Annotated in this window: 17 protein-coding genes; 11 read left to right on the forward strand and 6 right to left on the reverse strand. The window is 44.3% G+C overall.

Annotation, left to right across the window (positions count from 1 at the left end; all coding sequences use genetic code 11):
• Positions 1–135: 135 nt before the first annotated feature.
• The 3 genes from ACM0OZ_RS42995 to ACM0OZ_RS43005 all read left to right on the forward strand — a co-directional run bounded on the left by ACM0OZ_RS42995 (position 136) and on the right by ACM0OZ_RS43005 (position 2,980).
• Positions 136–1,488 (forward strand): DEAD/DEAH box helicase family protein, encoded by a 1,353-nt coding sequence (locus ACM0OZ_RS42995; RefSeq protein ID WP_414589000.1) that lies wholly within the window; start codon positions 136–138, stop codon positions 1,486–1,488.
• Complete coding sequence (locus tag ACM0OZ_RS43000) at positions 1,442–1,957, forward strand: hypothetical protein (protein ID WP_414589002.1); 516 nt, start codon at positions 1,442–1,444, stop codon at positions 1,955–1,957. Before ACM0OZ_RS42995 ends, ACM0OZ_RS43000 begins: the two co-directional genes overlap by 47 nt.
• 333 nt (positions 1,958–2,290) lie before the next feature.
• Complete coding sequence (locus ACM0OZ_RS43005) at positions 2,291–2,980, forward strand: phosphoribosyltransferase (protein WP_414589004.1); 690 nt, start codon at positions 2,291–2,293, stop codon at positions 2,978–2,980.
• Positions 2,981–3,224: 244 nt separating this feature from the next.
• Here ACM0OZ_RS43005 and ACM0OZ_RS43010 read toward each other — a convergent pair whose 3' ends face one another.
• Positions 3,225–4,439 (reverse strand): DUF790 family protein, encoded by a 1,215-nt coding sequence (locus ACM0OZ_RS43010; RefSeq protein WP_414589005.1) that lies wholly within the window; start codon positions 4,437–4,439, stop codon positions 3,225–3,227.
• A 56-nt stretch (positions 4,440–4,495) separates the two neighbouring features.
• Positions 4,496–6,031: a DEAD/DEAH box helicase family protein gene (locus tag ACM0OZ_RS43015; protein ID WP_414589007.1), complete on the reverse strand. Its 1,536-nt coding sequence runs from the start codon at positions 6,029–6,031 to the stop codon at positions 4,496–4,498.
• A 144-nt stretch (positions 6,032–6,175) separates the two neighbouring features.
• On the opposite strand from ACM0OZ_RS43015, the gene ACM0OZ_RS43020 reads away from it, so the two are divergent.
• The 7 genes from ACM0OZ_RS43020 (at position 6,176) to ACM0OZ_RS43050 (ending at position 20,335) form a co-directional block, all read left to right on the forward strand.
• The gene (locus ACM0OZ_RS43020; RefSeq protein WP_414589009.1) at positions 6,176–6,343 is read left to right on the forward strand and encodes a hypothetical protein; all 168 of its coding nucleotides are present in this window, start codon (positions 6,176–6,178) and stop codon (positions 6,341–6,343) included.
• A complete protein-coding gene (locus ACM0OZ_RS43025; RefSeq protein ID WP_414589011.1) occupies positions 6,340–9,618 on the forward strand; it encodes a PAS domain S-box protein in 3,279 nt (1,092 codons plus the stop codon). Before ACM0OZ_RS43020 ends, ACM0OZ_RS43025 begins: the two co-directional genes overlap by 4 nt.
• Before the next feature lie 205 nt (positions 9,619–9,823).
• Complete coding sequence (locus ACM0OZ_RS43030) at positions 9,824–11,668, forward strand: tetratricopeptide repeat protein (RefSeq protein WP_414589023.1); 1,845 nt, start codon at positions 9,824–9,826, stop codon at positions 11,666–11,668.
• A gap of 462 nt (positions 11,669–12,130) precedes the next feature.
• The gene (locus ACM0OZ_RS43035; protein WP_414589013.1) at positions 12,131–15,700 is read left to right on the forward strand and encodes a PAS domain S-box protein; all 3,570 of its coding nucleotides are present in this window, start codon (positions 12,131–12,133) and stop codon (positions 15,698–15,700) included.
• A gap of 246 nt (positions 15,701–15,946) precedes the next feature.
• Positions 15,947–16,990 (forward strand): hypothetical protein, encoded by a 1,044-nt coding sequence (locus tag ACM0OZ_RS43040; protein ID WP_414589015.1) that lies wholly within the window; start codon positions 15,947–15,949, stop codon positions 16,988–16,990.
• Positions 16,991–17,223: 233 nt separating this feature from the next.
• The gene (locus tag ACM0OZ_RS43045) at positions 17,224–19,185 is read left to right on the forward strand and encodes an Hsp70 family protein (RefSeq protein WP_414589016.1); all 1,962 of its coding nucleotides are present in this window, start codon (positions 17,224–17,226) and stop codon (positions 19,183–19,185) included.
• Positions 19,186–19,759: 574 nt separating this feature from the next.
• Positions 19,760–20,335, forward strand: coding sequence for a Uma2 family endonuclease (locus ACM0OZ_RS43050; RefSeq protein WP_414589017.1), 576 nt, complete (start codon positions 19,760–19,762; stop codon positions 20,333–20,335).
• Positions 20,336–20,455: 120 nt separating this feature from the next.
• Here the strand turns inward: ACM0OZ_RS43050 and ACM0OZ_RS43055 are convergent, their stop codons facing one another.
• Together ACM0OZ_RS43055 and ACM0OZ_RS43060 are read right to left on the reverse strand one after the other, a co-directional pair.
• Positions 20,456–20,854: a WYL domain-containing protein gene (locus ACM0OZ_RS43055; protein WP_414589024.1), complete on the reverse strand. Its 399-nt coding sequence runs from the start codon at positions 20,852–20,854 to the stop codon at positions 20,456–20,458.
• A 161-nt stretch (positions 20,855–21,015) separates the two neighbouring features.
• Positions 21,016–22,107 carry an RNA-guided endonuclease InsQ/TnpB family protein gene (locus tag ACM0OZ_RS43060; protein ID WP_414588350.1) on the reverse strand — a complete coding sequence of 364 codons (1,092 nt, stop codon included), beginning with the start codon at positions 22,105–22,107 and terminating at the stop codon, positions 21,016–21,018.
• 59 nt (positions 22,108–22,166) lie between these two features.
• Here ACM0OZ_RS43060 and ACM0OZ_RS43065 point away from each other — a divergent pair, with 59 nt between their 5' ends.
• The gene (locus ACM0OZ_RS43065; protein ID WP_414588349.1) at positions 22,167–22,352 is read left to right on the forward strand and encodes a hypothetical protein; all 186 of its coding nucleotides are present in this window, start codon (positions 22,167–22,169) and stop codon (positions 22,350–22,352) included.
• A 28-nt stretch (positions 22,353–22,380) separates the two neighbouring features.
• Here the strand turns inward: ACM0OZ_RS43065 and ACM0OZ_RS43070 are convergent, their stop codons facing one another.
• Together ACM0OZ_RS43070 and ACM0OZ_RS43075 are read right to left on the reverse strand one after the other, a co-directional pair.
• On the reverse strand, positions 22,381–22,701 hold the full coding sequence (locus tag ACM0OZ_RS43070) for a hypothetical protein (RefSeq protein ID WP_414589019.1): 321 nt from the start codon (positions 22,699–22,701) through the stop codon (positions 22,381–22,383).
• A 111-nt stretch (positions 22,702–22,812) separates the two neighbouring features.
• Positions 22,813–23,007: a hypothetical protein gene (locus ACM0OZ_RS43075; RefSeq protein ID WP_414589021.1), complete on the reverse strand. Its 195-nt coding sequence runs from the start codon at positions 23,005–23,007 to the stop codon at positions 22,813–22,815.
• Positions 23,008–23,038: the final 31 nt, after the last annotated feature.

Genomic DNA, 23,038 nt, shown 5'->3' on the forward strand with positions numbered 1-23,038 from the left:
CGTCTAGATTTAACAGAGAGGTACGGAGAGTAATACCTCCTATCGACTCTACCCGATAGAGATCCCAAAGACCCGCTATTTGCATTTAAACAACGGTGCTTAGTCCATTTCGCCGTAGACACCGAAGAAATCTGGATGACCACCAAACTCGCTGGAGAAAGTACTCATTTCCTACCCTTTAACAAAGGTAATAATCACGGTGCAGGTAATCCCCCTGGAGATAATGAACAATATCGCACCAGTTACTTTTGGCTAGAAGTCTTACAAAAAGATAGCCTTTTGGACATCTTAGCCCGTTTTCTCCACATCGAAATTAAAGAAACCAAAATTCCCACCGCCACTGGCGTTAATTACCAGAAAAAAGAAACCCTAATTTTCCCCCGCTACCATCAACTTGATGTGGTTCGTAAACTCATCGCCCACACCAAACAACACAAAGCCGGACATAATTATTTGATTCAGCATTCCGCCGGATCTGGAAAATCAAACTCTATTGCTTGGTTAGCCCATCGCCTAGCCAACCTCCACGACAACCAAGACGAAAAAATCTTTCATACCGTTGTCGTCATCACAGATCGCACCGTACTGGATCAACAACTGCAAAACACTATCTATCAGTTTGAACATAAAGCCGGAGTTGTCCAAAAAATTGACGAAAACACCCAACAACTCGCCACAGCCCTCAGCGGCGGTGTACCTATTATCATTTCTACCATCCAGAAATTCCCCTTCATTACTAAAGCCATCGAGACTTTAGCCAAAAAAGGTAAAACCATAGACATTACCACCAAAGATAAACGCTTTGCCGTCATCGTTGATGAAGCCCACGGCTCCCAAACCGGAGAAACCGCCACAGAACTCCGCAAAATCCTTAATAAAGATGGTATCGAATCAGCGATCGCCGCTCAACTCCTGGAAGATGAACTTGAGGAAGATGACCTCAGTCATGAAGCCAAACAACAATTACTAAAAGAACAAATCAGCCGCACCAAACAACCAAACCTCAGCTACTTCGCCTTTACCGCCACCCCTAAGTACAAAACTCAACTCGTATTCGATGAACCCGGAGAGAACGGCGAAGCCCCCTTCCATCTCTACACGATGCGCCAAGCCATTGAAGAAGGCTATATTAAAGACGTTTTGGCAAATTATACCTACTACGATCGCTATTACGAACTTGTCCGCACCTCGGAAAATGACCCTGACTTACCGCGTCGCCAAGCAGCCAAGCAAATCGCCCGATTCGTTGAACTTCATCCCCACAACATCGCCCAAAAAGTAGAAATCATCGTCGAACATTTCCGCAACCATACCCGCCACAAAATTGGGGGTAGAGCCAAAGCAATGGTTGTCACCCGTTCCCGTGAACACGCCGTTAAATACAAACTTGCTTTTGATAAATATATTAAAGAAAAAAACTATAGCGATATCAAATCCCTCGTTGCCTTTTCCGGTTCTATGTTTTTTACTAAACAAATTACCCCGTAGTCTCCAAGCTCCAAAAATTGATTTATCTGGGGATATAGAACTAAAATTTTATCGCCTTGAAAAAATCAGTGAAGGGAAAATTGATTTAACCGAAGGTAAAGCAGAACCATTACGAGGTGCTAGCGCAGTCGGAACTCGCCAGCCAGATAAAGAAGTCCCCTTATCCCAGCTTATTGACTCCCTTAACGAACGTTTTGGTACTAACTTCACCCCAGCCGACCAACTCTTTTTCGAGCAAATTACCGAAACGGCGATCGCTAATGACTCCATCAAACAAGCGGCTCAAGTCAATACAAAAGAAAACTTTGCCCCGGTTCTAAAAAAGCATCTTGAAAATCTATTTATCGAACGCATGGACGGTAACGAAAAAATCTTTATGCAAGTGATGAATAGTGAAGAATTTAAAGCAGTTGTGTTTGAAAAATTACTATCCAGTATTTATGAGAGTATTAACAATGAACATTTATGATTAGCACTTGGCACATTGGCAGCGAGCGATGGCGCAGAGCGCCCACCGTAGATGATCGCATGGGTGCAGATGTGAATTTCTGTAGCGAAATCGTTATTTCGCTAAATCCATAATTCAGGGCTTAGGCAAAATTATCAAAAAACGTAGATGCGTATCCCTCACGGGGCGCTTTGCGCTCAGTGGCGTGCCACAGGCTACCGCACTCGTACGCACTTGTACACAAGAAATAAGAGTTTCACGACTAGTTCTTGCGTAAGTCCTATAATTATGGGTTAACCTGAGTCAAAATCAGTCATGATAGAAGCATAGACGCTGTCGTATGCTGGGGCAACCATGAGAAACACCCCGCTTTTTACTAACCGCATTCAAGCTGGTGAGCAACTGGCGCAAGCGATTCAGGCTATTTTAACCCAGCAAACTGCTAACTCGGTAGCAAAGCCTAAGACAATTGTCTATGCTTTGCCAAGAGGAGGATTACCAGTAGCAGCACCAGTAGCGCGTCTCCTCAACTGTCCCTTGACGATAGAGGTAGCGAAAAAAATTAGCCATCCAGAAAATCCCGAGTTAGCTATTGGTGCGGTTACTGCTTCCGGAAATGTTCTTTGGGATCAGCACAAGCTGTCTTTTCGCAATCTGCCGAATTCAGGGTGGCGAGAAGCAGCATTAGATACAGCTGCGATTCAAGCGAAGTCTCTTCAAGCTCAATTGAGTCCTGGCTGTCCGCAGGTGAATACCGAAGGTGCTACGCTCATCTTAGTTGATGATGGTATTGCCACAGGTATGACAATGGCAGTAGCCGCAACATCTCTCAAGGCACTTTCTCCGGCTGAAGTTTGGTTATGTACTCCAGTAGCGCCCTTGAAGTTGCTACCTTGGTTACATCAGTGGGGCGATCGCGTGATTATCCTTGCAACACCAGAACGTTTCTCTAGTGTGAGTCATTTTTACTCCGAATTTCCCCAGCTAAAGACAAGAGAAGCTTTGGAATGTCTGGTACAACAAAACGAAAAAACGATGAATTGAAGAAGAACTCAGTTGTCAGAACGCAGAACTCAGAATCAATTCGATCGGAGTAGCACCCCAACCAATTGTAGACAACGCCAGATACCTAGGTCGGGAAACCCTCCTGCAGTACTGGCTCCCGTATTAACTGTCGTTATTTAAACCCCAAGACGAGTCACCCAGTCGTACAGAAGTTCATTCTGACTTCTGACTCCTGAGTTCTTTCAGTTAATCAAGAAGAATTCAGTTGGGACCTCACGAATTTTTATTCCATCACCGCTAACACTGATTTTGGCAACAACTTATCTTTAAACCAAACAATTCTTGCAGGAACATCATTTAATTTTACTCCTGCTTTATCCAAATTCAATCGTTCAGAAATTGCCAAAATTAAGTTATCGCATCCCGAACGTCGCACCTGTGAAAACTTCTTTTGTAAATATTCTGGTCGCCAATAACCAACGATTTCTAATAAAAACGTACGACCATCAGGATGCACTAATCTAAAATCGGGAATCATCACACTTCCAGGAATAGGAATGAGGTCAACTTCTCGCTCTAACACCCAATCCGTTTTCATTGACTCCCACTTATTAGCAAATGACTCTTCTAACATACTATCGTATGGCTTGCCTGCTGAATAATGAGACACCAACCCGCATTCAGAATTGAGAGTAAAACGCCCAGTCTTCCATGTATTTGTGTAGAAATCACGAGTTTGCAGAGTCGCCGAAAGACTCCATTTCGTCACATGAAGTAACGCCGGAATCAGCTTAGCGATCGCCAAACCATACCGTGTACTTGGAGTAAACAAACTCGTCGGACCATCAATCGTAATTGTAAATCCGTGGTCAGCATCGCCCTCAATATAAGACATTAATTGAAACAACTTAAGATAGCGAAATAAAAGCTTATATTGCCCTGGAACATTGCGATGAGCATTTATGATCAGCTGACTCGCCTTATAAAACACCCCTTGCACCTGAGATAAATTGTATCGATGCAAAACTTCCTTAGAATCTGGCGTATCAAAAGCAGTTAAAATCTTATTCTCAGACAAATCAGCATATAACCCATCACGAACTTGTTTCGGCAAAACTTCGCGCTCAAGTTCATGACTCAATTCATCAGCAATTTTTGTCAAGGTAACCTCAGTCAACTCCCGACTCGGAGGAGACTTCGCAGCTAGAGCAAAAACCCTTTCTCGTAACATTTGAGGTTCCAAAGGACTCACCACCTCAAACGTGCAAAAAGCGCTTTTGAGGATATAAGCCAAACCCCGCTTTATTTTATAATCAGGAGTATCTCCCTCCAACTCCAACAACTGACGCTCCAGCGCACCCTGAGTATCACCCACAACCTTCTGAAAACAACTCATTAACTCAGAAGCGATCGCCAAATTCTTATCATCAATCTTTAGTCTCTTTGGGATTATCTCTTCCCCATTTTGCCTGTGACTTAGTAACTCTGTTGGTAACATTGGAATTTTAAACCGCAGATAAACACAGATGAACACAAAGAACTATTGAAACATTATCAACTTTCATCCGTGTTTATCGGCGGCTTTTTTTGAACCTTATAATTTATCTCTAACTGTTCAGCAGCCTTAAGGCTCTTTTCCTGTCCACTCCCATAAACAACCCGCAAATTCCCTTTCTTCTCCTCTTTACCTTGGCGTTCTTGGCGTCTTGGCGGTTCATTTCTCTCCACACCTCTTCTCCTCGCCGAAGTCCCCTCCTCACTCGTATCCTCCGCCACCACCTCATATAAAATCGCCTGCTTATTATTATCCTTCCCCTTCCTTAAAACCCTTCCCAATCTTTGAATATACTCCCGTGTCGAACCAGTCCCAGATAAAATAACAGCCACAGAAGCCGCAGGTACATCAACACCCTCATTCAAAACATGAGAAGCAACCAGAGTTTTATACTCCCCTTCCCGAAATTTTGTTAATATCTCATGACGTTCCTTCACAGGAGTTTGATGAGTAATAGCCGGAACAAGAAACTCTTGCGAAATGTGATAAACCGTAGCATTATCAGCAGTAAAAATCAAAACACGTTCCGGATAATGCTGAGCCAATATATCAGCAAGAACTCTTATCTTTCCATCAGTTCCCAAAGCGATTTCTTTCGCTTCCCGGTGCGCTAACATCGCTCTACGTCCAGCTTGCGATCGCGCACTCATCTGCACAAAATTTTGCCAGCCTTGAAGACTCCCCAAAGAAATCTTTGATTCCTTCAAAAAGTCGTTGCGAACTTGAATCAGCTGAGTGTATCTTTCCCGTTCCAGTTGTGATAATTTCACCTTAAGTTGTACAATTTCATGTTCTGCTAACGCCTTGCCTGCTAAATCTTCAGCTCTTTTACGATAGACTTCTGTGCCTATTAAAATATTTAAATCAGCGTGTTTGCCGTCGGTACGTTCGGGTGTAGCAGATAATCCCAGACGGTAGGGTGCGATCGCGTATTCTGCAATTACTCGACTAAAATCTGTTGGCAAATGATGACATTCATCAAAAATTAATAAAGCATACAAATTCCCCAGACTTTCCGCATGGATAGCCGCACTGTCGTAAGTGGCAACGAGTACAGGTGTTCTATCCCGCGAACCACCTCCCAGTAACCCCACCTCAGTATCAGGAAACGCCGCCTTTAAATGAGCATACCACTGGTGCATTAAATCCAGCGTTGGAACGACAATCAGCGTCGTGCGTGGTGTGGCTTGCATCGCCATCTGCGCCAAATACGTCTTTCCCGCTGCTGTGGGAAGGACTACCACCCCTTGTCTTCCCGCGAGTTTCCAAGCTGCTAGCGCCTCACTTTGGTGCGGGTAAGGTTCCATTTCCACACTGGGAACCAACTCCAGAGGATAAAACGCCTTAGCTTCATCGATAAAGTCAGTATTTTCCGCTTGCATTGCTTCCACCAAAGCACGGTAATGAATAGCCGGAATGCGGAATTTTTCCACTCTATCATCCCATGTAGCAAAATCCATCCAAGCTTTGCCGCGTGGTGGTGGATGCAAAATTAATGTGCCACGATCAAAAGTTAATGTGGACGTGCGAGCCATTTTTCGCTTTTCCCAGCTTTTTTACAATGCAAGATGTGTCTTACATTTAACTATTAATAACGTAAAAGCTGCATGAGCAATCAAAGCCACGCTCGTTTCCACACTCACCGCAAGGTTTTATGAAGGTCAAGGAAAAATGAAAATATGTTAAAAAAATATAAACTTATTTTCGGTATTTTTGAAAAAAATTTAAAACTATTTAAAATTATCTGCAATTACAGTTTTAACAAAGTAAAGTTGCTGATACAAGCTACAGCAGTAGAGCAAGCAATTGTTGCTGTGAGTGCTGCACCAAAGGAGAACCCACTTTGAAAGGAATTCGCCCTCTTCTTGTGCCTTACGCTGTGGCAGCCTTGGCTGTTGGTGGCGCGTTCATACTAACACTATTGCTACAGTCACTGCTGATGCCAACCTTGTGCCAACTGTTTTTTGCGGCTGTAGCAGTGAGTACCTGGTATGGTGGCATGCAACCAGGGTTGCTGGCTACTGCTCTGTGTACTTTGGCTATGGGCTACTTTTTTACAGAACCTGTGTACTTGCTAGGCAATTTTGCTCTGGATAACATATTGCAGTTAGGGACGTTCGTACCTGTAGCGATTCTTATTAGTTCGCTAACAGGGTTACGCACGCTTAAGCAGCACTTTGATAAAATCGATGCATACCATGAGATAGATCAGCCTCACTTTTCACTGGATCCGTCAAACCTCTCTCCAAACCTGTCTCCTGCAAGGAGAGAGGCTTTTACCTTAGCCCCAACCCTAGTACCGAAGGGGGCTGGGGGGTTAGGTTTCGCGTTGGTTTTTCCACATGACGTGAAAAGTCAGATAGAGCAGCATAGTAATTATAAGTACTTTGTGAAGTACCCGCGCACTTGGCTACGCTACGTGCGGGGCTTCGCGTCTCATCTGCCGATGCCTCCTTGTACAAGTACAAATTGGTCTTACTCAGCATCTCTGACATTTCTGCCTTTATCCCCTCTTTGGGAGAACCCGCGCAGCCACCCTGCTTCCCAGGGCAGTTTGATTTTTGTGAGTGCCGCTTGGTTTTCGCGGACTGTGGTTGGAAAACCAACCAATGTTACTCGTATTCTACCAGATATTCTGCCCTCGCTCTCATCCCCCGGTGTAGGAACGGAACCGGGGGACTTCCCGCGAGGATTGTTAAACAATCTTGTCCCAAGTGTGGAAAATGGTGTTCTAGTGCGAGAGTGGGGAACTCAACACGACACGACAGAACGCCAGATATCACAAGATACCACGCGCGAGAGCGACAAGCTGTTCCGCAGACTGGTGGAGTCGAATATTTTTGGTGTAGCCTTAGGCGACTTTAGTGGCGGTGTCCACTACGCCAACGACTATTTTCTCAACATGGTGGGCTATACCCGTGAAGAACTAGCAAAAGGTAAGTTACATTGGGATGCCATAACAGCGCCGGAATATCGGCATTTGGATGCACAACGGGCAGAAGAACTCAGCAAACAGGGAGTTGGCACTCCCTTTGAAAAAGAATACATCCACAAAGATGGTAGCCGTGTCCCAATTCTCATCGGTGGTGCACTGTTGCAGGAACCTTACGACTGTCAACAGGAGATGATTGTATTCTCTCTGGATTTGAGGGAACGCAAACGGATCGAAGAAGCACTGCATCAACGAGAAGAACAACTGCGCCTGATTACAGATGCTGTGCCAGTTTTAATTTCCTATGTCGATGCCGAGCAATGCTATCGCTTTAATAATAAAAGATATGAAGAATGGCATCGGATTCCCGCGTCAGAAATTTACGGCAAGCATATTAAAGAAGTTGTAGGCGAGTCAGGTTACGAGTCAATTCGTCCGTATGTGGAAGCGGTATTAACAGGAGAGCAAGTTTCCTACGAAACTCATTTACTTTATCAGGATGGCGTAACCCGTTATGTGAACGTCTCTTACGTTCCTCAATTTAGCCAAGGAGAAGTCGTAGGATTTGTTGCCTTAATCAGTGATATCTCGGAACGCAAGCTTTCAGAAGCAGCTCTCAAACACAGCGAAGAACGGTTTCGCAAACTGGCAGAAAAGGTGCGAGTGATTCCTTGGGAGGCAGACGCTACTACAGGCAATTTTACTTATGTAGGACCGCAAACAGTTGAGATTCTTGGCTATCCATTGTCAGACTGGTACACCGACAATTTCTGGGCTGATCATATCCATCCAGAGGATCGGGAGTGGGCAATCAAGCATTGTATAGAGTGTTCGCTGTCTCTGGAGAATTACGAATTTGAATATAGAATGTTAGCAGCAGATGGCAGAGTCGTGTGGCTGTATGACATTGTCAATGTGGTGCGGGGAGAGGATGGACCGCAGATACTGCGTGGATTTATGATTGACATTAGCGATCGCAAGCAAGCAGAGCAAGAACGCGAACAACTGTTGGCAAGAGAACAAGCTTCCCGCGAGTCAGCACAAGCAGCAAATCGCATGAAGGATGAGTTTTTAGCTACACTCTCCCACGAACTCCGTACCCCCCTCAACGCAATGCTCGGCTGGACACAACTACTCAGGAGCCGTAAATTTGATGAAGAAACCACTGCCCGAGCGCTGGAGACAATTGACCGCAACACGAAATCCCTAACAACACTAATAGAGGATGTCTTGGATGTATCTCGTATTATTACTGGTAAACTCCGCCTAGATGTGCTTCCGGTCAAAATTACATCTGTTATAAAAGTCGCAATTGATACAGTAATTCCAGCGGCTGACGCCAAGGAAATTTGTATAGAATATTTTTCAGACCCAAGTGTGGGAGTAATTTTGGGCGATGCCAACCGCTTGCAACAAATTGTGTGGAATTTACTCTCCAACGCCGTTAAGTTCACACCTAAGGGGGGAACGGTAGATGTACGACTTGAAATCATGAATTCCCGCGTGCAATTTCAGGTGAGAGATACAGGAGAAGGCATTGCTCCTGAGTTTTTGCCGTATGTATTTGAGCGCTTCCGCCAAGCTGATAGCTCAAGTACGCGATCGCATGGCGGACTCGGTTTGGGGTTAGCAATTGTGCGTCATTTGGTAGAATTGCACGGTGGTACAGTTCGTGCCGAAAGTCCAGGAATTGGACACGGGGCGACGTTTATTGTCAATCTGCCTATGAAAGTTGGGGCAACAAAGACAAGTGAAAGAGAGCAGCTTTTATCTACGCTTGGGGATCAAGAGGTTCAAGACGGTCTTCCAAACTTGGGAGGCTTGCGGGTGCTAGTCGTAGATGATGAGCCAGACGCCCGTCAGCTTTTGTCCACAGTGCTCTTACAGCATAAAGCACAGGTCATAGCAGTGTCATCTGCTCGTGAGGCACTTGTTACCCTGCAAAAATTTCAACCGGATGTCTTAGTCAGCGATATTGGTATGCCACAAGAAGATGGCTACTCCTTAATTCGTAAAATCAGGGCGCTTCCTGGTGAAAGCGGACGAACTCCAGCAGTGGCGTTGACAGCATATGCTAGAGCAGAAGACCGTACACAAGCACTCAACGCAGGTTTTCAGCTTCATGTTGCCAAACCAGTCAATCCAACTGAGTTAGCTACCGTTGTTGCCAATCTCGCCGGACGCACTTAACAGAGATGGGGGAGATGAGGGAGCAGGGGGAGATGAGGGAGCAGTTCTTGAACAGGGGGAGATGAGGAAGCAAAAGAAAAATTATTATTCCCTCTCATCCCCCTCATCCTCCTCATCCCCCTCATCCCCCTCATCCTCCTCATCTTCTTGTGCACCTTTACCGAGACAGGAATTAAAATTAACGTATCCCTTTCTGGTTGCTAAAGTGTCTGACTCTCTGCCATTGCGTGAAAAGTATCTCGCCTTAATCGACGAAATTGTCCAAAATACACTTAAGGGCAAGATAAGTTCCCAAGAGCAAGTGTATCAAATGTTGCTTAAAGGTGTGACCGCTGACACAGGGGAAGTTTTTGAGCTAGCTTTGAGCGATCGCCTCAGTTCTACGCAGCAACAAGTAGACACCGAAAAAGATGAACTCAAGCAAGCGAAAGCAACCCGCACTCTTAGGGCAATAAAGACGATTCAAAGTCAATGGCAACGCGCTCAACAGCAAAATAAAACCGTAGAAGCCATTACTTCTGCAATTAAAGAAATTACTACAGCCGAAGCAGGACAGCGTCTCTTTGCATTCTTACGCACTATCGACTTTAACCGAAAGAATGCACTAAATTTGCAGCAAATCCAGCAAGTTTCAAAATCTTTACAGCAATTTGCTCAGCCTGATTCTGATTTGCAGCAAATATCAGAAGGTATCACCCGTGGTGTAGCTGCTTGGGTGCGACTACAAGACCACTTGATCAGCTGGATGTACGAGCAAAGCCGGGAGTCACTGGGATTTGGCGGCGTACCGGGAGAACGTGGTCCTTGGGCAACTTGGGCAAAGCAAGTGAATACTGAGTTACCTCAAGCACTGTTTCGCACCTTGGCAATGGAGCAATCTGCAATAGAATTTGCTCAACAGCAGCGCGGTATCACTCTCCGCGACTGGGTGGAAATGGCAATCGTTTTGCAGTACTTGCAACGAGGGTTAGTTAACTGGTTTGACCAACAACCATACAACGTCAAAGCAGGGTCAAAGTTGTCAATTTCAACTTTCTTGACGTTTGCAGTGATTTGGAGTCAACTAGCAGATGGTTTTAGCAGTGCGCCAATGTACAGCGCTGGTTGTTCTCAAGTGATGCTACAGATTCTGCGAACTTTTGCACAGCGTCCATACTTTCCCTTGTACGGCGGAATTTTCGCTTCGTTTTCTGGCAGCTATTTGCGGGATGCACTGAATTATCTGGATGAACCGTTGCGTCAAGCTGAGGGTACTCAAGAAAAAGCACGAATTGTAACACTTTTAGGTTATTCTCAACGAGCATTTGGACAATATAAGCGCTCTGTAGAGTTTCATCAGCAAGCATTGGAGATAGCCCGCAATGCAGGCGATCGCCCTTGTGAAATTGCCAATCTCAACCACCTCAGCCGTACTTACGTTGCCCAAAAAATGTATGCTGAAGCAATTGACTACAGCCAGCGCGCATTAATACTGAGTCGGCAAACAGGCGATCGTACGGGAGAAGCAAATGCTCTGGTAAACTTGGGCTACAGCGAAGTCATGCAGGCACAGCAGCTCGAACAAGTAGAACCCGAGACGTATGAAATGCCGATTAACTACTTACAACAAGGCTTAACACTATCAGAAAGATTGGGTGATGTTCAAAGTAAAGCTCTGTGTGTCAGTAGTTTAGGCATCGCTTATCTAGTTATCGAACAACCACAAACAGCGATTAAATATTTGGAAGACGGCTTCCAAGCAGCGCAAATTTCTGGCGATTTGTATCTCCAAGCTTTGAATTTAGCGAATTTAGCAGAAGCTTATTATCATCTACAAGACCAAGAAAAAGCAATTTACACAGGCTGCTTGGGAATGTACTTGTTAAACCAAATTGCTTCAAATGAATGGCAGAAAACAGCAGCATTGCTAACAATTTTGCAGGGAGAAATAGGCGAAGAAAGTTTCAGAAATTTATTGCAACAAAATCGTTCTAAAATCATTCCGGTGATTGGTGTTGATGGGTATGATTATATTCCTCAACTGTTAGATGAGTACAAGCAAAGTATGTAGTATTTATACCTCAGGCTCTATGTCTGAGGCTCTAAAAATGCAAGCTTTATCAAGCTAAAACAAGCATACTGAAATCTAGACATAAATTGCTTTTTATCTAGAATGTAAGCTTTTATTAAAACAACGATATAGCAATCCTAAATAATCAGCCTTACAAGTACGCTACACGGAGCGCGTAAGCTCCTCCTTTGAGGAGGCACATGAGATTCTCTCTCTTGTTCCTCTGTGTGCTCTGCGTCCTCTGCGGTTCGTAAAAGAAGCTAAGTATGGCTATGGCTGACGCCACGTCTAGCGCCTAACGCCACGCAAGCGAACACAAATGAAATAGGACTGCCATACGTGACACGCCATAAACACATCTTTATTTAAGATTTACTTTATAAATAGTTATTAAGCTATTGCTGAGAGTAAAATTAAAGGCTATCTCCTAAAAACGAATTTATAGCAAGGAATCCCAGCAGTATGCTCAAAGTCCAGCGCCCCCAAGTACTGCGCTACGGTGTCTCCATTTTTTCAGTTTTATTAGCACTGCTACTGGGCTTGCTATTAGGATCACTGTTTAAGCAAGAGGTTTCACTACTTTTCTTTGCTGCTGTAGTCTTTAGTAGCTGGTATGGGGGACTGGCTTCTGGTTTAGTGTCCACAGTCTTGGCTATTTTAGTTAACGACTACTTCTTTACACAGCCGTTTGACTTGTTAGCTATAGCCAGTAGGGCTGACAGATTAGAGTTAATCGTATTCAGTTCAGTCGCATTATTGATGAGCTCGTTAAATACAGAGCAACAGACTGCTAAGGAACGAACAGAACTCAAACAAGTAGAGAAAATACTGGCACAAGAACAAGCAAATCGTGATCTCGAACGTCAGCGTCTCCGTAGCGTGTTGGATATTTTACCTATTGGAGTCCTGATTTCTGATGCGAAGGGACGGCTTTTAGAAATCAATCCAGCCGTCAAAGCGATTTGGGGTGCGGATGCACCACTGTTGGATGATGCCAGTCAATACCACAAATACAAAGGCTGGTGGGCAAGTACAGGCAAACCTGTTGCTGCCAAAGAGTGGGCATTAGCCCGTACCTTGGCTACAGGTAAGGCGGTGATTAGCGAAGAGATTGATATTGAGACGTTTGACGGGCAGCGAAAAACTATTCTCAATTCTACCGTGCCCATTCGAGATCAAACAGGTACTGTTGTGAATGCAGTGGCTGTCAACGTAGACATCACTGCTCGTAAAGTTGCAGAGGAAGCATTGCGGCAAAGTGAAGCGATCGCCAAAGCACGAGCAGAAGAACTCGAAACTATCATGGAGACTGTTCCAGCGGCTGTCTGGATTGCTCATGATCCACAATGCCATCACATGACAGTCAATCGAACTGCCTACGAATTGATGCGCTTGTCACCAGGTTCCGTCATGACGGCGACTCCTGCTAATGGAAAATATCCCTTCCCATTTAAAATCCAGAAAAATGGTCAAGATATTCCACTTGATGAACTAGCGATGCAGCAAGCCAGTCGCACTGGGCAAGAAGTTGAGGCAGAATTTGAATTTGTCTTTAGTGAAGATGATGTAAGGTCAATTTACGGCAAAGCTGTGCCCTTGCGGCAGCCGGACGGTGCTGTCAGAGGAGTTGTCGGAGCATTTTTGGATGTGACTGAACGCAAGCAAGCAGAAGCAGAACGCCAGCAGATAGAAGCGGCATTGCGTCAAAAGCAGGAATGGCTCGATTTAGCTCAAGCAGCAGCTAAAATGGGCAGTTTCGACTGGAATATGCAAACCAATGTTAATCTTTGGTCAAAGGAGTTAGAAGCCATCTACGGTTTGCAACCTGGTGAGTTTGGCGGCACTCGCGAAGACTGGGCAAGATGGGCTCACCCGGATGATTTACCTAAGATACAAGCAGAATTCAGCCATTCTCTGACGATAGGTACGAGCGAATTTTTCGCCGACTTTCGTATTATTAGGAGGGATGGTAGCATTCGCTGGCTGCAAACGAGAGCGAGAATTCTTTATGATGATGGAGGTCAACCCTGGCGGCTGGTAGGAGTCAATGTTGATATCACAGATAGCAAGCAGATAGAAATCGCACTGCAAAATAGCGAAGCTCAATTCCGGCACATTGTTGAGTCTAATATTTTTGGCGTGTTTTTCGGTCACATGAGCGGCAATATCACACAAGCCAATAACGCCTTTTTGCAAATGGTTGGGTATACACAGGAGGATTTGCGACAGGGGAAACTGCATTGGCTTGATATGACTCCACCAGAACAGGTTGAGCGAACTCAGCAAGCAGCTGAGGAATTGAGAAAGTATGGAGTTTGCACACCATTCGAGAAAGAATTCTTCCGCAAAGATGGCAGCCGTGTGTCTGTTTTGATTGCTGCTGCCTTATTTAAGGATTCGCCAGAATACGGGTTCTCTTGTGTTATCGACATGACTGCTCGTAAGCAAGCAGAAGCAGAACGCGATCGCAATGAATTAATGTTTCGGACACTTGCGGATACAATGCCGCAAATGTTTTGGATAACCAAGCCAGATGGCTACCATGAATATTTCAATCAACGCTGGTATGAATACACCGGAACGGCGCTAGAGCAAACACAAGGCGAAGGATGGCAAAAGATTTTGCACCCCGATGATGTGCAACACACCATCGAAGTTTGGCAAAATTCCCTTCAGACTGGAAAAACCTATGATATTGAATACCGTCTTCGTTGTGCTTCTAACGGAGAATACCGCTGGCATTTAGCACGGGCGTTTCCATTGCGAGATCGAGACGGTCAAATTATGCAATGGTTTGGCTCATGTACCGATATTCACGATCAGAAGTTGGCAATTGAGGAACGGGCACAGGCTTTGGAACGGGAACGTGCTGCCCGAATAGAACTTGAAAAAGCCAACCGGATGAAAGATGACTTTCTAGCAATTGTCTCCCATGAATTGCGTTCCCCGTTGAATCCGATTTTAGGTTGGTCACAACTTCTCAAGAGCCGAAAATTGGATGCAGCAAAGACGACTCAAGCGTTAGAAATCATCGAGCGCAATGCGAAATTGCAAGCGCGGTTGATTGACGATTTGCTTGATGTTTCGCGGATTCTGCGCGGTAAGCTCAGCTTGAATGTCTCTGCGGTTGACTTGGTTGCTACGATTGAAGCAGCAGTGGAAACCGTGCGTCTGGCGGCTGAAGCGAAATCAATTCAAATTCAGACGCAGTTTGCTTCTGCTGTAGGCAAAGTGGAAGGTGATCCTAACCGTTTGCAGCAGGTAGTTTGGAATTTACTTACAAATGCTGTTAAGTTTACACCTGCAGGTGGTCGGGTAGAAATTCGCCTGGAACAAGTTGGCTCTTTTGCCCAAATTACAGTCACTGACACTGGCAAAGGCATTAGTTCCGACTTTCTGCCCCATGTGTTTGACCGCTTCCGACAAGCGGATCATGCAACGACAAGAACGTACGGCGGGCTGGGGCTAGGGCTAGCAATTGTCCACAACCTTGTTGAACTCCATAGTGGTTCTGTTCAAGTCATGAGCCTAGGAGAAAGGCTGGGAGCAACCTTTACGGTAACGCTACCCCTGCTCACAACTGCTCTTTCACAAACAAGTAAGGACTATCGGTTACCTGAGCATTCCTTAGATCTTAAGGGCTTGCGAATCGTGGTTGTGGATGATAATGTTGATACGCTGAATTTACTAGCTTTCATCCTTGAGCAGTATGGGGTTGAAGTCAAGGCAGTTGCGTCGGCAAGTGAGGCACTCGAGGCGATCGCACAAACACAACCCGATTTACTGTTAAGCGATATTGCGATGCCTGAAATGGACGGATATATGCTGATTCGTCAAGTGAGAGCTTTGGAGGGAACCTCAGAAAGGACGTTACCTGCGATCGCCCTAACAGCATTTGCAGCAGAGACTGACCATAACAAGATCATCTCAGCAGGTTTTCAAACACACCTTACTAAACCTGTAGAGCCAGCCGAATTAGCACTGGCAATTGCCAACCTCTGTAGACGCAACACTCATAATGAGCCGTCCTAGGAATTCAAGCGGGACGCTCAATACCGCAACGGCGGTTTGACGTACTACGTCTATTTACGGTTATTATTGGTATAATTATTATATAATAACTTTTGACAATGCAACTGAAACTTCATGTACTGTATTTAACATATGCAATACATACTTAAAAATACTACTAAAAGGGTTGTGCAAACCCAACAAACATAAATATCGACCTGTAAAATAGCAGAGATACTATAGGAATGGGATGCATTAAAATTTATTATGAAAACGCTTGTATCTCATTACAAAGAAATAAAAGAAAAGCTCAAGTCTCAATTAGAACGTGTAGAAACAACTGAGCAAGCGGTTAAGATAGTCCAAGAAGAGATTAACAAGCTTGCAGACTTGAGTGGTGATTACATTAGAGGATTGACTCCACCACAGGCGCGCCTTGCTACAGTCATGTTAAAGGCGCTTAATCAATACACGAGCATTTTGATATTAGTCAAACTGCAAGATTCAACCCCAAATGCTCTAGAGAAATCTAACAGCACTACCAACTCGGCAAGCGAAAGCCAGCTAGCCTTAACTGAGTTAACTTCTAACACTTTAGCGCCATTTAACACAATTACTCAGATAGAAAAAAATCTGAAAGCTTTAACATCGCTTGATTATTACAAGCAGACGTTATCACAACAAGTAGACAACAACCGCGAGGTTATGAGCAGCCTACTTGCTGGCGGTATAGCAGGAACCTTGGCAGGAGGTTATTCATGGGGATTAATAGGAGCAATAACCGGAGGTTTGCTTGGAAAAATATTTCAGCAAACGCAGTCGTCTGAGAACGCAAGTATTGCCTCACAGTCAGAACCTCGTAAAAATGAGTTGAAAGTAGGTGTAGATATTGATAGATTACTTGACCATCTTTATCAAGCTTTTCAATCAATTGACCTAACTGTTGCTGCATACGGCGGAACGGAAGAGAAAGCACCCAAACCCGGTCTGGAAAATCATCTAGACTTGTTAGAGTACCTACAAGACTTGATGGCGGATGGACTGGATGAACAAACTCAACTCCCAACAGCCGTGCGTAGGCGCATTGAACAAGCTGCGACGATTTTGAGACGCTACGGAATTGAGACACGAGTTTATCAACCCACAGAAGAACAGGATTTGGCAATGGAACCTTGGTCAATGTTCTACTTTGAACCAAGTCTCGACCCACAAACCACAGATTACATCACTCTAAAGCACGCTTTTGTGAAAGATGACCAAGTACTTTTACCAGGTAGCGTAGTTGAACCTCCATCGTCTTCAGCATCGTAAAGTGGGCAATATTTATTATTCATATGTAGTAAGCGCTTTAGCGCTAAAGCGCTTACTACAAAGCAATCAAAATTAATCTAACAGACCACTAGGAATGCCTTGCAGTAGGCAAGCAGCCTTACTCTCGTTCCCAGGTTCCACCTGGGAATGCCTTGCGAGAGGCTTTGCCTCTGGTTTCAGGAGCCACAGCGTGGGAACGAGTCATGGTATAAAATTAGGAGACAGAATTACAAATGCATGATTATCACAATATTAAAATTATCGGATTTGATTTAGGGCACGGAGAAACCGCTCTAACTTGGGTGCGAGCAGATAATCCAGAAACAACTCCTCAAAGTCTGCTAATTAATAACAGGAAAAGCCAAACCACCGCCATTGCCCACCATCCTAAAAAAGGAATTTTCATTGGGGAAATGGCGTATCAAATGCCCGATGCCACCATCTTTGAAATTGCCTTTAAAAGCAGGAAATTTAATGAGCCGGCATACCAAAAAAACATTAAAGAATTTGTGAATGCTATCTATCAGCATTTGATTGATACTAAACAAATTCAGTCAGGAGATGACAACTACTTTTTCATAGGTTGTCCATCAGGATGGTGGCAAGAAGAAATTGAGACTTACAAACAACTCCTTTCTGAAGATTGCTTACCAAAGGCAACCGTAGTCAAAGAGTCACGCGCTGCTTTGATGCATGCCAAAGAAAGCGGCATATTCACCATAGAAGAATTACAAAAGTCGGTGCTGGTCATCGACATTGGTTCTTCCACCACAGACTACACCCTTGTCAAGGGTATGTCTGACACCCCGATAGATTTCGGACACGACTTGGGTGCATCCCTCATTGAAAAAGAAATTCTCAAGAAAACTTTGGAATGTCAAAGACAATATAGAGAGGGACGCGAAGACATTTTACGACTTGGAGAAATTCTCAGAGATGAAGAAATTCTGCAACTAGAAGAAATTTCACAGCTTGAAAAAATTTTTGAGCAAAACCCAATATACAAAAATCGCTGTGAACTCCGATGCCGTAAAGCAAAAGAAGAGTATTTTAACTATCAAGATTCTTACGAAGAAAACATTGTTAATGTAGGCGTTGAGGATATTCAAAGAAAATATAAGTTTTTGCCTCTGGTCAATGGCAAAATTATGGACACAATCCTCAGCCAACCTCTACCAGAACTTAGCAACAAAAGTTGGCGTGATGCTTTCCGCGACGAATTGCAGGGAGTCAAACAAAAGTTGGAACACATAGGCATTCAACCCAGCGTCATCCTCCTTACAGGCAGTGCTTCCAAAATGGGATTTGTTCTGGAACTATGCCAAGAAGTCTTTCCTGATTTGCCTTGCAAGCGAGATGGAGAACCTGAGCTTTCTATTGCCAGAGGACTGGCACGTTGGGGACGGGTTTACATTCGCACAGAAGGATTTATCGAAGAAATTACTCAATTCCTTGACCAAGAACTGACAGGTATTGTGGGAAATTACATACCCGTATTCTTGGAAAAATTAGCAGAGGAACTGGCAAATGGTTTGGTAGATGAGGTCATAAAGCCAAGCGTCCAATCTTGGCGGAAGAGGGATATCATAACGCTCTCATCTCTTGAGACGGAAATAGAGCAAAAAGCCAAAGCTTGGCTAACAGGAAGTGATGCCAATAACAAAATGACGACCTGTTTAGTTGAGTGGTTGTCAAAAGTTCAGAACGAGGTGAGGGAAAAAACAGATTCAATCTGTAGGAAGTATGGTTTACCACTAGAAACATTTAGCAGCAAAACAATCGATTTGGGCGACCACACAGAAAAAGTTCCCACTTCCATATCATTTGATGATTTAACCGGGCTTTCTATATTTGTTGGACACGTTGTTGCTTTAATCGTAGGCGTTGTTTTAGCAGGAATCTTCCATATCCTACTTTTTACTGGAATCATTGCACCGATTGTTGGGATATTAGCTTATTTTGTAGGTGAGTCCTTAGTTAAGGAAACAGATATACCCGGCTGGATACGCAAACTGGTGCCTGATCAGAAAATTGACGAACTAGCGTATCAGAAGAAACCAGAGTTGCAGCAAAAAATTCAACAAACTTTAACTCAAGATCCAACAATAGGTGTCAAACTGGGTAAATCTATCAGTGAGTGGCTGAAGGAAAGTGTGCAAGAGCAAGCGGATAAGGCTAGGTTGTTGATTGCTTAAGGGAGTATTGCAGTTTTACAAATATAGCGGTTCTCAGTTGAGTGAAATACATCAAGAAATAAGAACCACAGATGGACACAGATAAATCTGTACTTCATCCAAAGGAGAAGCGCTATATACGCCCACAGACTGGAAGTCTGGGGCTAAACTAAACAAGTAAAGCCCGCCTACGCGGGCTAAATTTTGGGCGTAGCTGAATCCAGGGATGATTCTTGTGGGGTAGGCATCCTGCCATTGGTGTCAACTTAAGCTAAAACCCTTCTAAAATCTCGTTTCCAGGTTCGACCTGGAAATGCCCTTGAAGCGGCTCTGCCGCTCCGCTCAATTGGCAGGCAGAGCCTCCCAAGGCTGCATTCCCAGCCTGAGGCTGGGAACGAGGCAATCTCTTAAAGCTTGTTCTATACTGGTTTTCACCTTAAGTTGACACGTATGGATGCCCATCCCACAAGAACACAAAATTCATCCTGCAAATATGCAACGCCAAATTTTTTTGCACTTTATTTACTGACCTATGACACCATAGATGAAGTAATAGCCTGCAATTCCTGCCCAAAATTAACCGAGGCGTTACCGTATGGTCAACCCCACCATCACCATTCCCCAAACATTCAAAGTTAGCCACGAACAGTTTAAGGAACTTGCCGCCGTCAACCGTGATTTAAGGCTAGAGAGAACTGCGACTGGAGAGTTAATTGTCATGCCCCCTACTGGAAGCGATACGGGTAACCGTAACTTGGACATTGAAGGACAGCTTTGGCTGTGGAACCGTCAAACAAAGCTGGGCAAGGCGTTTAATTCTTCTAGCGGATTTCACTTACCAAATGGTGCTGACCGTTCTCCTGATGCGTCTTGGGTAAAGTTAGAGACATGGGAAGCACTCACGCCCAAAGAGCGAGAAGGTTTCGCCCCAATATGCCCAGACTTCGTTGTGGAACTGCGTTCTCCTTCTGACAGTATGGAAACATTACGGGCAAAGATGAGGGAATACATGGAAAACGGAGCCAGTTTGGGTTGGTTGATTGACCGCAAAAGCCGGAAAGTAGAGACATACAGGAAAGATCGGGATGTGGAAGTACTAGAAAATCCCACAACTGTATCAGGAGAAGATGTGCTACCGGGATTTATTTTGGATTTGAGCGAAGTTTGGTAATGCTTTGGTAATGAATATTCCTTTAGGTACAACCAAGGAAGCAGATGTGTAAAGTGAAAGCTGGAGGAGGGGGTGTAGGTGCAACAACCTGACACCTTTGACTCCAGTTGCAATGAAGTTTTAAGAAGAAATTTCTAGATTGTAACGTTGGCAAAGGGTTTTGAGTTTTTCTTTGACGAGCGATCGCACATTTTCGGGCGACACCACGACACAATCTTCTCCATACCGCAATACTTCTCGAATTAACCAAAACGGATGCGGAACACGCTTTACAACTTGGCGCACACCGTCAACCACTTCACTGCTAATATCTTTATTGATTGATCTAGCTTTAGGTTCGTAAGCTTTTACCATTCCTCGATAAAAGTGTAATTGCACTTCTAGAAAATCTAAGCCTTCACGTCGCCAATGTCCGTTTATTGGCAAAATAGCTTTGATTCTGTCTAACCGCAGGCAGCGATTATGGATCAGTTCTGGAAATTCAGTATTTTTGATATCTTCAGTTTCATCACACCAGATATATAAGTAGAATCCGTTATATAAAGCCTACTCAAAACTACTCAACAATACTCTTTTCTATACAAAGATAGCTGGAATTATAGTTGATGTTTTTGAGTTTCGTTTAATTCCTGCTTCATTCTAGTGATGTCGGCATCAACCAGTCCACAGGCTCTCACCGACTAACTGCCGGATGCGTACAAACTAAGATTGATAGCTGCGTTCAAATCGCGGTCAATCGTGAAACCGCAGTGACCACATTCAAACACTCGCTCATTTAAGGTGAGTGTTTCTTTTTTTGTTCCACAACTAGAACAAGTCTTAGAACTGGGGAACCATCGGTCAGCCACAACAAGCTTGGAGCCATACAGTTCGCACTTGTACGTTAACTGTCTACGGAACTCATGGAATCCCATGTCAGCAATTGCCTTAGCCAATTTATGATTAGCCATCATGCCAGACACATTGAGGTCTTCAATCACTACTGTGCCGTGGTTCTTGGCAAGCAGCGTAGTGAGCTTGTGCAATGTGTCTTTGCGAATGTTGGCAATCTTTCTGTGCAATCTGGCAACCTGCATCTGCGCTTTTTTCCAGTTGTTTGAACCAATGATTTTATGGCGGTTCAACCATTGCATTCTGGATAGTTTTGCTTCATATTTTTTGTAGGATTTGGCTCCAGATATGATTTCACCAGTGCTGAGGGTGCAAAGATTCTTAACACCGAGGTCAACACCTACAACACTTGTCTTATTTAATTGTTGTTGTTCTACGTCAAATCGAAAACTGACAAACCATCTATCAGCTTGTCGGCTAATAGTGCAAGACTTAATCAATACTTGTGGTAATCGCTCATAAGTTTTAAGAACACCAATCACAGGCACTTGGATTTTATTGCTATCAAGTATCTTGACCGTGCCTTCCAAAGTAAAAGAGTCACGTTGACCTTTCTTTTTGAATTTCGGGACACCAGCCGTTTTCTTGAAACAGCGCTTCCAGGATTCTCGTAGCGCCATTAATGCTTGCTGTGGTGTACTTTTTGAGCATTCGTAGTACCATTCGTTTTCAGATTTCACCAGTGCTACCAACCACTTGTGCAGATCGATAGCAGTAGGAAACTTAATTTTAGAGTCGGGGTTGGCTTTGTTGTGGTCTAAAATTTGTTTTGTTAAAGCCAATCCCCAATTCCAGGCATGACGGGCTACTCCGCAATGTTTCATCAATGCCGTGCGCTGTTGGTTGTTTAGTTTTAGCTCGGTTTTAAAACCCAATAACATTGATTCGACCCTTCAATGTATCTTATATGTAAGTTAACAGACATTGAAGTTTTTTGACAATGCCATTCCAAAAAGGAAACAAGCTAGGAGCGAAAAAACGCTATTCGCGTCCCCTAGATAAAGAGGTAATAGCGTTTAGGGGGTATGAAGGACAAAAGGAAAAGCTAAAATTTATCCCCGACTGGCAAGAAAAACTTAGAAAGTTTGTTGATCAACTTTTATCAGATCTACCCAAAAATGAGTAGCAATGGGTAGAGATGGGTAGGAATTAAGTTACAGTTCCTCACCCTTCTCTTCTTCAAAGGCAATTTCAGCATAACGAACTGTAAATGCCAAATCCTCATTTTGACCATTGGTATAGAGTAGGTGAAAAGGTTGTTCGTTCTGACGGTGCTGCTCCACAATAATCCGCCATGCTTCGGTAGGTTGACTGACTCTTTGCAGAACTAATTGACGCATTGGGGCTTCAAGTTCACCACGCTCTAATAACAAACTGGAGAGGGTTTGCGCTTCACCAGTGTTGCCAGAATCATTTAGTAGCCGGATGGCTTGTAGGAAAGCTCCAACTTGAGCCGTGTTTAGAGTAAACCCCACCCCCGTAAAGCTACGCTATGGCTAACGCCACGCTTCGCTATCACGTCCCCTCCCCGCTTGCGGGGAGGGGATAAAGGGGTGGGGTGCAGCCAACGTGGGAATCATAACTAATTAGCCGAACATGATATAAAATCTCGTTTCCAGGTGGAACCTGGAAATGCCCTTAGCTTGGGCGATCGCATTCCATAGGGATTGTGGTTGCGGTGCTGACGCTGGGTTGAACTTCTTATTCAGCTTGTTAGCTAGGTAGTTAGGTCTTTGGAAGATGGCAAAATGAGTGTTTGCATAAGCTGATGTAAATTTCATCTATAACCAGAAGTAGAGAAGTTGTCTGAGT

Origin of the sequence: Scytonema sp. PCC 10023, assembly GCF_963920835.1 — a bacterium.
In the GTDB taxonomy this organism is placed as follows: Bacteria; Cyanobacteriota; Cyanobacteriia; order Cyanobacteriales; family Nostocaceae; genus Kalymmatonema.

Excerpts from the sequence above, each read along its gene's own strand:
- ACM0OZ_RS42995 (WP_414589000.1), top strand. The coding sequence starts at position 136 with ATGACCACCAAACTCGCTGGAGAAAGTACTCATTTCCTACCCTTTAAC.
- ACM0OZ_RS43005 (WP_414589004.1), top strand. The coding sequence starts at position 2,291 with ATGAGAAACACCCCGCTTTTTACTAACCGCATTCAAGCTGGTGAGCAA.
- ACM0OZ_RS43010 (WP_414589005.1), bottom strand. The coding sequence starts at position 4,439 with ATGTTACCAACAGAGTTACTAAGTCACAGGCAAAATGGGGAAGAGATA.
- ACM0OZ_RS43015 (WP_414589007.1), bottom strand. The coding sequence starts at position 6,031 with ATGGCTCGCACGTCCACATTAACTTTTGATCGTGGCACATTAATTTTG.
- ACM0OZ_RS43020 (WP_414589009.1), top strand. The coding sequence starts at position 6,176 with ATGTTAAAAAAATATAAACTTATTTTCGGTATTTTTGAAAAAAATTTA.
- ACM0OZ_RS43035 (WP_414589013.1), top strand. The coding sequence starts at position 12,131 with ATGCTCAAAGTCCAGCGCCCCCAAGTACTGCGCTACGGTGTCTCCATT.
- ACM0OZ_RS43040 (WP_414589015.1), top strand. The coding sequence starts at position 15,947 with ATGAAAACGCTTGTATCTCATTACAAAGAAATAAAAGAAAAGCTCAAG.
- ACM0OZ_RS43045 (WP_414589016.1), top strand. The coding sequence starts at position 17,224 with ATGCATGATTATCACAATATTAAAATTATCGGATTTGATTTAGGGCAC.
- ACM0OZ_RS43050 (WP_414589017.1), top strand. The coding sequence starts at position 19,760 with ATGGTCAACCCCACCATCACCATTCCCCAAACATTCAAAGTTAGCCAC.
- ACM0OZ_RS43060 (WP_414588350.1), bottom strand. The coding sequence starts at position 22,107 with ATGTTATTGGGTTTTAAAACCGAGCTAAAACTAAACAACCAACAGCGC.
- ACM0OZ_RS43065 (WP_414588349.1), top strand. The coding sequence starts at position 22,167 with ATGCCATTCCAAAAAGGAAACAAGCTAGGAGCGAAAAAACGCTATTCG.
- ACM0OZ_RS43075 (WP_414589021.1), bottom strand. The coding sequence starts at position 23,007 with ATGAAATTTACATCAGCTTATGCAAACACTCATTTTGCCATCTTCCAA.